Origin of the sequence: Ruminococcus sp. (assembly GCF_045129435.1) — a bacterium.
Classification (GTDB): Bacteria; Bacillota; Clostridia; order Oscillospirales; family Acutalibacteraceae; genus Ruminococcoides.
The window spans coordinates 1-8688 of sequence record NZ_JBGVJL010000009.1 but is presented as its reverse complement, the minus strand read 5'-3'; the positions used below and the strand labels follow the sequence as shown (position 1 = coordinate 8688).

Annotated in this window: 9 protein-coding genes; all 9 read left to right on the top strand. The window is 39.0% G+C overall.

The features are described 5' to 3' along the window. Positions 1-145: 145 nt before the first annotated feature. The 9 genes from ACJMMI_RS00350 (at position 146) to ACJMMI_RS00310 (ending at position 8481) form a co-directional block, all read left to right on the top strand. Entirely contained in the window at positions 146-934 is a 789-nt protein-coding gene (locus ACJMMI_RS00350; protein ID WP_405352418.1) for an alpha/beta hydrolase, read from the top strand. 15 nt (positions 935-949) lie between these two features. Then, the gene (locus ACJMMI_RS00345) at positions 950-1321 is read left to right on the top strand and encodes an SMI1/KNR4 family protein (RefSeq protein WP_405352416.1); all 372 of its coding nucleotides are present in this window, start codon (positions 950-952) and stop codon (positions 1319-1321) included. A 297-nt stretch (positions 1322-1618) separates the two neighbouring features. Next, a complete protein-coding gene (locus ACJMMI_RS00340; RefSeq protein ID WP_405352414.1) occupies positions 1619-1900 on the top strand; it encodes a hypothetical protein in 282 nt (93 codons plus the stop codon). A 240-nt stretch (positions 1901-2140) separates the two neighbouring features. Then, positions 2141-2719 (top strand): hypothetical protein, encoded by a 579-nt coding sequence (locus tag ACJMMI_RS00335; RefSeq protein WP_405352413.1) that lies wholly within the window; start codon positions 2141-2143, stop codon positions 2717-2719. Between the two features lie 548 nt (positions 2720-3267). Continuing rightward, a complete protein-coding gene (locus ACJMMI_RS00330) occupies positions 3268-4008 on the top strand; it encodes a septum site-determining protein MinD (protein ID WP_405352411.1) in 741 nt (246 codons plus the stop codon). A gap of 30 nt (positions 4009-4038) precedes the next feature. Continuing rightward, positions 4039-4434 carry a methylglyoxal synthase gene (gene mgsA, locus ACJMMI_RS00325; protein WP_015523032.1) on the top strand — a complete coding sequence of 132 codons (396 nt, stop codon included), beginning with the start codon at positions 4039-4041 and terminating at the stop codon, positions 4432-4434. Between the two features lie 98 nt (positions 4435-4532). Continuing rightward, the gene (gene hisS, locus ACJMMI_RS00320; RefSeq protein WP_405352408.1) at positions 4533-5828 is read left to right on the top strand and encodes a histidine--tRNA ligase; all 1296 of its coding nucleotides are present in this window, start codon (positions 4533-4535) and stop codon (positions 5826-5828) included. A gap of 34 nt (positions 5829-5862) precedes the next feature. Beyond that, positions 5863-7638: an aspartate--tRNA ligase gene (aspS, locus tag ACJMMI_RS00315; protein ID WP_405352407.1), complete on the top strand. Its 1776-nt coding sequence runs from the start codon at positions 5863-5865 to the stop codon at positions 7636-7638. A 3-nt stretch (positions 7639-7641) separates the two neighbouring features. After that, positions 7642-8481 (top strand): zinc ribbon domain-containing protein, encoded by an 840-nt coding sequence (locus ACJMMI_RS00310; RefSeq protein ID WP_405352405.1) that lies wholly within the window; start codon positions 7642-7644, stop codon positions 8479-8481. Positions 8482-8688 lie beyond the last annotated feature (207 nt).

Below are 8688 nucleotides of genomic sequence, written 5' to 3'. Positions count from 1 at the left end.
ATATTTGTAGAGCATATTTGTTCCTCCGTTTCTGGTTTCTAAGCAATTCTATTTTAACGGATTTTAGACAAATATGCTCTACTTTTTTTAAAATTATTTTTGTAGGCTCTATTTGTTACCCCAACATTTATTATAGAGCCTACATATGAAAATATATGGATTTGGTGACAGAAACAAACCGTCTATTATGTTGTTTCCGGGAACATGCTGTTATTGGAAAACAAACTTTGGTCATGTATTGGAGGGCTTACAGCAATATTTTTATACACTTATTGTTAGTTATAGCGGCTTTGATGAAACAGAAAATACCACTTTTATTTCGGAACTTGATGAAACGGAAAAAATTGAGAGTTATGTAAGGGAAAATTTGGGTGGAAAAATATTTGCGGCTTATGGCTGTTCATTGGGAGGTTCTTTCGTTTCTCTCCTTGTAAGCCGCCAAAATATTCATATTGACCATGCTATTATAGGCTCCAGCGATATGGACCAAGCTCCAAAATGGTTGGCACATTTGGAAACAGCCCTCATAATGCCGATTTTTTATCCGCTTATTTCCGAAAAGGGCGGCGGATTAATGAAAAAGGTTTTTGAGAAGAAAATGAATAGTGGCAACGACAGCTCCGATTATATAAAGAGATTTATGAAAATGATGGGTGCCGGCAGTGAAATTGATTTTTCTTTTATATCAAAAGAGTCTATGAAAAATCAGTTTTGTACGGATTTCTATACAAAAGTAGGCGAACATATTCAAGTGCCGGGGACAACAATCCATGTTTTTTATGCACTGAAGATGGGCGAGAAATATCGAAAGCGTTATTTAAAATATTTTGAGAATCCGGATATTTGTGAATATGATCTTCAGCATGAGGAATTATTGTTGGATGCGGAGCGTTGGATAGACGTGGTAGTGCAGGTATGCGGAATAGTGAAATAATTAAGGAGGACAAAAATGTGGTCAGAATTTGAATTTAATGATCCGTATCAAGGGACAATTCCTGAAATAATGTGCGGTTTGAAATTACCGACAGAATACATTGAATTTATGAAAAGACATAATGGCGGAGAAGGAGATACCGGCGAGTCGTGGCTTGTCATTTTCCCGATTGAAGAGTTGGAAAGTGTAAATAATGATTATAAAGAATACTTGCCTGACGGCAATATTATTATCGGCTCAAACGGCAGCGGTGAATTATTTGGCTTGAATAAAGATGGGCAATATTTTATTGTGCCGATAATCATCGAAGAGGAATATATGGAAATTATCGGCGACAGCATAGAAAATCTTCCTGCCGATATTAACCGCTATTGGCGTGAATTGTAAAATTTAATCGGTATTTTTTATCATATTCTATCAAATCCTTTTTATCATTAGCGGGAGTCGGTATTGCTACGCTTATATTTAGTTAAAGCTATTGAAAAATAGAAAGGATAGTCAAAAGGGCAGACATCAGCGTTATGCAATGTCTGCCCTTTTGCAAATTTTATTGGTTTTGTTTTAAATTTTGGGTAATACTGATAAATTACTGTTTAGCAACGGTCGGGAAACTTTTACTTAAATTATCACAAACTTTATACCCGAAAATAAAAATTTGGTCAACCTTTTTCAAGGGTTGTGGGCGTGGGCAAAGCCCACAATACTTTCCCATTATGCAAAGCTTTGATAGACAAACAGCCTGCTGTTTGTCAGCTTGAACACAGTAGCGTAAGCATTTTAATTGCGATAGCAACACAAAACAGAAAAGATATTCTTTTTCTATTTATAAATTATTTCTTATTTTTAAAGGCTGTCGCCTGTTTTGTCAAACTTTGCTCTATCACGCAAACAGCGTTGCTGTTTGTGCCTGATAAATTGTTATATTGGAAGATTTTATGGGCTCTGCCCATACCCGCAAGCCTTTAAAAAGGCTTGACCTAAATTTCTTTGTTATTTATCCGAAACTTTCCGCTAAACCATAATTTATCAGTGTTACCCCAACTTTTATTATAGAACCATAAAAATGATTGGAAAATTCAAAATAATGAATATATTTAAAAATATGAAAAAATCAGTTTGAATATCTACTGTTGAAATTCGGATCTGAAATATTTATAATTATAAGTATTAAAGGCGTTTGTAAAATTATATAAGGAGGAGTTTGAGTTGGAAAGAGCCGTAAATGATTTATCAATAAAAGAAGAATTTAAAGCTAATTGGTGGTGGCTTGTGCTGCCAATGCTTTATACGCTTGTCACGATTTTGAAATTCAACTTTTACGATGAGAGTATATTGCTTTTGCTGGAATTTATATTCTACGGAGTTTTTCTTGTGGGTATTGTGAAATTGACAAAATACAATTCTCCTATACTCAGATATGTGTACATTGCCCCGTATTTAATTATCGAACTTGCTTTTGATGTGATTTTTTTCATTGATTATTGGTATAAAGAAAGTTTGTTTATAATTATCTTTATAATTTTAAGATGCATATGCGAACTAATCAGTCCTTTTATTGCAATAAAAACCACTGAGATATTCACATTTAAAGTAGGTATTAACTCTACCGCTAATCTGATGCTTTTATGTTGTGTCCTTGTGCTTGTGTTTAATTTTATCAGCAATGCTATTGTATCGGTATGTATATATAATTATTCGGATTTTCTTTCATCATTAATTAGATATTCTATCAAATATTTATTATCATTAGCGGGAGTCGGTATTGCTACGCTTATGTTCAGTTAAAGATATTAAAAAATAGAAATGACAATCAAATGGCAGACATCAGCGTTATGCGATGTCTGCCATTTTGCAAATTTTATGTGAAATTGACTATATTATCGGCAAGAAATCAACGAATTATACACTTGCAAAATCAGTATTTCTTGCCGATAACGGCAAATAAGCTTTGCTTGTATGTAAAAATCCTTTATCAGCAAAATAATGCTTGTTTTGACGGCGAAAGGTGATATAATTTAAAAACAAACTCTATTTTAAGATGTTTTATATAAATAAAGGACAGAGTGTGGAAAAAAGAATTTTTAAAATTGCTTGCTTGCATACAAAAAGAATTGCAAAAATCAAAAAAAGTTTTTATAATTGAAAAAATTAAACTGTAGTTTAGTGTATTTTTACCATCAAATTATGGTAAAAATGTAAAAATGCGAAAAGTATAACGGTAAAATTATATATTTTGCATAAAAAGTACATATAATTTTTGTTTGATAAAATTACTCTCCTTTATTGCTCTTTTGACAAAAATATGATAGAATAATTCAGAGGTAGTATATATTATGGATAATGTTATAGTTGTAGCCTCCGGAAAGGGAGGCACCGGAAAATCAACTGTGTGCATTTGCCTTTCGGTTGCCCTTATCAAGCAGGGCAAAAAGGTTTTGCTTATCGACTGTGACTGCGGTATGCGTGGTCTTGATATTATGCTCGATATGGAAAACGACATTGTTTTTGATGCGGCAGACGCCGTAAGCGGCAACTGCGCTTTTGCAGACGCTGTTTATAAAAGCAAAAACAATGAAAATCTTTATCTCATGGCAGCACCTTTTGATACCGATAATGAGCTTAGTCCGGGTGTGTTTCGTCAGCTTGTTGACACTTTAAAGGTTGATTATGATTTTGTAATAATCGACTCACCGGCAGGCATTGGCTCAGGCTTTGTTACTGCCGCTACACCTGCCGACAGGGCACTTATTGTGGCAAATGCAGAGCCTACAAGTGTGCGAGGCGGATTGAAAGTAAAAAATAAGCTTGATGCCTTGGGAATTAAAAACCAAAGGCTTGTTATCAATCGCTTTGACAGAAAAACTTTTACAGAGCTTGGCTTTTATGCCGACCTTGACGAAGTTATTGATGCGGTGCAAACTCAGCTTATTGCACTTGTACCGTTTGACATAAGAATATCAGTTATTATGCAGCGTGGAGTTGCTGGGCTTAACTGGAGTGCGGCGGCATCGGTTTTTGATTGCCTTGCCCGCAGACTTGAGGGAGAGAGAATACCTCTTGCGTTCAAAGGATAAGCCTTTTAATATATAGGGAGGAATTTGTGTATGAATATTGCTCTTATTGCACATGACGAAAAAAAGGAACTTATGGTACAGTTCTGTATTGCTTATTGCGGTGTTTTGAGCAGAAACAACCTTTGTGCAACAGGTACTACAGGTAAAATGGTTTCAGAGGCAACAGGTCTTACAATTCAGAAGTTTTTGGCAGGCTCACAGGGCGGCAGCCAGCAGATTGCGGCAAGAATTGCTTGTAACGAAATAGATATGCTTCTCTTTTTCAGAGATCCGCTCAATCCAAAGCCAAACGAGCCTAACGATATGAATATGCTCAGACTTTGCGATATGCACAATATTCCGGTTGCCACAAATATTGCAACCGCCGAGGTACTCATTCATGGTCTGGAGCGTGGCGACCTTGATTGGAGAAATATTTTAAAGTAAAAAACGATTTCATTGTCGGGCGGTATTGTGCTGCCCGATAATTGTGTTTATACGGAGATTTTGATTAATACAAAAGGTTTTATAATTCGGAGGAAATAATGGGAGTAATAACCAAAAAGATTAAGGGCACAGAAGATGTTTTGCCAAAGGACAGCTACCGTTGGCAGTTTGTTGAAGATGTTATGCGTAAGGAATCAGCGTCTTATGGCTTCAAGGAAATTCGTACACCTGTATTTGAGCACACCGAGCTTTTTGCAAGAGGTGTGGGACAAACAACCGATGTTGTTCAGAAAGAAATGTACACATTCGACACAAAGGGCGGTGAAAGCGTTACACTTCGTCCTGAGGGTACAGCAGGTGCGGCAAGAGCGGTGCTCGAGCACGGTCTTGTAAATGAAAGCTTACCGATTAAGGCAAGCTATTTTGTATCTTGCTATCGTTACGAAAAGCCACAGGCAGGCAGACTCAGAGAGTTTCACCAGTTCGGTCTTGAGTGCTACGGTACACAGTCACCTGTTGCAGACGCAGAGCTTATTTGTGCCGCACAGTCAATTTTTGACCGCCTTGGAATTAAGCAGCTCAGACTTGAGATTAACTCAATCGGCTGTCCAACCTGTCGTGCCGAATATCACAAGGCACTCAAGAAGTATTTTTACGGTTATAAGGATGAGCTTTGTGAAACCTGTAATTCAAGACTTGAGAAAAACCCGATGAGAATACTCGACTGCAAGAGTCCTGTTTGCTCAAAGATTGCAGAGAACGCACCTAAAATTACAGATTATCTTTGCGATGAATGTAAGGAGCACTTTGCAAGCGTTCAGAAATATCTTGACGCTGCCGGTGTTGAATATACAGTAAATCCTACAATCGTTCGTGGCCTTGACTACTACACAAAGACTGTTTTTGAGTTTGTTACCGATTTTATCGGTGCTCAGGGCACAGTTTGCGGCGGCGGCAGATATGACGGACTTATTGAGGAGCTTGGCGGTAAGCACTTGCCGTCACTTGGCTTTGCGATGGGTATTGAAAGACTTTTAATGCTTATGGACAAGCAGGGCATTGAAATTCCACAGCCGTCAACCTGCGACCTTTATGTTGCCGTAATGGGCGACAAGGCTTCGCTGAAATCATTTGAGATTATCAAGGCTGTTCGTTCATGCGGTCTTATTGCCGAAACCGATGTTGTAGGCAGAGGACTGAGAGCACAGATGAAGTATGCCGATAAAATCGGTGCAAAGTATTCTATGGTGCTTGGTGACAATGAAATTGAGCAGGGCAAGGCTGTTATTAAGAATATGACAAGCGGTGAGCAGACAGAAGTTGTGCTTGATGACACCTTTGCAGAAAAATTTATGGTACTTCAGCTTGCTGATGTTGACAGCTTTAAGCTGTAAGCATTAACAACTTAATTTAAGGAGATATACAAAAATGGCAGAATTTATGACAGGACTTAAACGCACCGACTACTGCTCTGATTTAAGAATTACAGATGTCGGCAGAGAAGTTACAGTTTGCGGTTGGGTACAGCGTTGTCGTGACTTAGGTCAGCTTATTTTTATTGATTTGCGTGACCGCACAGGCATTGTACAGCTTGCTTTTAACGATAAGACAGATAAAGAAATTTTTGATAAGGCTTTTGCCTGCCGCAGTGAGTATGTTTTGGCTGCAAAGGGCATAGTATGTGAGAGAAGCTCAAAGAACAAGGATATTCCTACAGGCGATATTGAGGTTATGGTAACAGACCTCAGAGTTCTTTCAAAGGCTCAGACACCGCCTTTTGAAATCGTTGACGAAACCAATACAAACGAGGAGTTAAGACTTAAATATCGTTATCTTGACCTTCGCCGCCGTCCGATTCAGAACAATATCATTATGAGAAGTAAGATTGCAAAGGTTGCAAGAGATTACTTCTACGAGAACGGCTTTATCGAGATTGAAACCCCGATGATGATTAAGTCAACTCCTGAGGGTGCGAGAGATTACCTTGTACCGTCAAGAATTCATAAGGGTAAGTTCTACGCTCTCCCGCAGTCACCGCAGATTTACAAGCAGCTTTTAATGGTATCGGGCTTTGATCGTTACATTCAGCTTGCCCGTTGTTTCAGAGATGAGGATTTGAGAGCCGACCGTCAGCCTGAGTTTACTCAGATTGATATGGAGCTTTCATTTGTTGATATGGACGAAATTATGGAAATCAACGAGGGACTTTTCAAGCGTTTGTTTAAGGAAGTGCTTGGCAAGGAGCTTGTAACTCCGTTTGAAAAAATGACCTACAACGAGGCTATGGAAAACTATGGTTCAGATAAGCCTGATATTCGTTTTGATATGAAGATTCAGAACATTTCTGACCTTGTTAAGGACTGCGGCTTCAGCGTATTTACAAGTGCTGTTGAAAACGGCGGTTCTGTTCGTGCTATTGTTGCCAAGAACGCTGCCTCTGTATATACAAGAAAAGAAATTGATAAGCTCACAGAGTATGTCAAGGGTATCGGTGCAAAGGGTCTTGCTTATGTAAGATGGGTTGACGAGCCGAACGCATCGTTCAAGAAGTTTATGACAGAGGAAGAGCTTTCTGCAATTTACGAAAGACTCGGTGCCGAAAAAGGCGATGTTATCTTCATTGTTGCCGACAAGAACAGCACAGTCCTTTCAACACTCGGTGCATTAAGACTCAAGGTTGCCAAGGTGCTCGACATTATTCCGGATGTATTCAAATTCCTCTGGATTGTTGACTTCCCGTTCTTTGAGTATGACGAGGAAAGCGGCGAGTGGCTTGCAATGCACCACCCGTTCACAATGCCTAAGGAAGAGTGCCTGCAGTATCTTGATACAGACCCGTCGAAGGTTATTGCTAAGGCTTACGACCTCACACTTAATGGCACAGAGCTTTCAAGCGGTTCAATGCGTATTACAGATTATGAATTACAGCAGAGAATGTTTAAGGCACTAAAGCTTACTGATGAGGAAATTGAAGCAAAATTCGGCTTCCTTGTAGAAGCATATAAGTACGGTGCACCACCACATGGCGGTATGGGCATTGGTCTTGACAGAGTTACAATGCTTATGTGCGGTACTGACAGCCTTCGTGATGTTACAGCATTCCCTAAGGTACAGAACGCAAGCGAGCTTATGTCAGCTTGTCCGTCTGTTGTTGATGATGAGAGCCTGGATGTACTCGGCATTTCTGTAAAGTCACAGGAGTAAACGATGAATCAAATATTTGTCGGAGATGCTTTTTTTGCAAAAAGTGCGGCTGCTTCGACAGGTGATGTGCCTGTTGGACTGATTGTAACACTTGTATTGATTGCAGTGGTTGCCATTGTCATTGCGGTGGCGGTTTACAAAATAAGAAACGGAATCAGACATATTTCAAGAACTATGTTTGGCACAGACTCATTTGCTCAGGGAATTAATAATCAAAAGCGTACTATGAGTGAAACTCCACGCTCTTTGCAGGCTATGACAAGCCTATGCTTGCCGAGAATACAAAGAGATTTTCCAGAATTTGATTATGACGACTACAGGCAAAAGACAGAAACCGTACTGCGTAGCTATATGAACTCGATTGAGGAAAAAAATCCGTCACTTTTGTACGGCGAATGTTCAAATGCGTTAAAGGATAGCGTAAGCGGTATTATTACCGACCTCGACAGCAGAGGATATACACAGAATTTTAATGATGTGGTAATACATCGCACAGAAATTTCACGCTACACAAAGGACGGTGCTACGGCAAGAATTGTGTTTGTATCATCGGTTGGTTCTTACACCTACACCACAGACGCTGTCGGAAATGTTGTGTACGGCGAAAAGAATATGAAAACCCAGAGCGTGTATGAAACCGAGCTTGTGTATGTTCAGAATGTGGATATGGTGGCAAACGGCAGTGAGGGACTTGGCATAAACTGCTCTAACTGCGGTGCTCCTATCAAAAACTTAGGTCAAAAATTCTGCGAATACTGTGGCACAGGCATAACAGAAATCAACATAAGAGCGTGGAAGTTCTCCTCTGTAAGAGAACAAACCACCACAACAAGACCATATTAATTTATAAACAAATGCACTTAGATGATGTTGGAATTTAGACTAAAAAATCCTTTAATCAAACCTTTTTCAAAACAAATCTGTGACAGAAAATCAAAAGTATGTAGTTCCAAGGTCGCTGACCTTGGTCGTTTGGGGAAAAGGGATACTTAAGGGAAAAGGGCATTGAAAGCCCTGTTCCCTTAAGCGTGCTTTCTTTTGGAGCTTTTC

Excerpts from the sequence above, each read along its gene's own strand:
- ACJMMI_RS00350 (WP_405352418.1), top strand. The coding sequence starts at position 146 with ATGAAAATATATGGATTTGGTGACAGAAACAAACCGTCTATTATGTTG.
- ACJMMI_RS00345 (WP_405352416.1), top strand. The coding sequence starts at position 950 with ATGTGGTCAGAATTTGAATTTAATGATCCGTATCAAGGGACAATTCCT.
- ACJMMI_RS00330 (WP_405352411.1), top strand. The coding sequence starts at position 3,268 with ATGGATAATGTTATAGTTGTAGCCTCCGGAAAGGGAGGCACCGGAAAA.
- mgsA (WP_015523032.1), top strand. The coding sequence starts at position 4,039 with ATGAATATTGCTCTTATTGCACATGACGAAAAAAAGGAACTTATGGTA.
- hisS (WP_405352408.1), top strand. The coding sequence starts at position 4,533 with ATGGGAGTAATAACCAAAAAGATTAAGGGCACAGAAGATGTTTTGCCA.
- aspS (WP_405352407.1), top strand. The coding sequence starts at position 5,863 with ATGGCAGAATTTATGACAGGACTTAAACGCACCGACTACTGCTCTGAT.
- ACJMMI_RS00310 (WP_405352405.1), top strand. The coding sequence starts at position 7,642 with ATGAATCAAATATTTGTCGGAGATGCTTTTTTTGCAAAAAGTGCGGCT.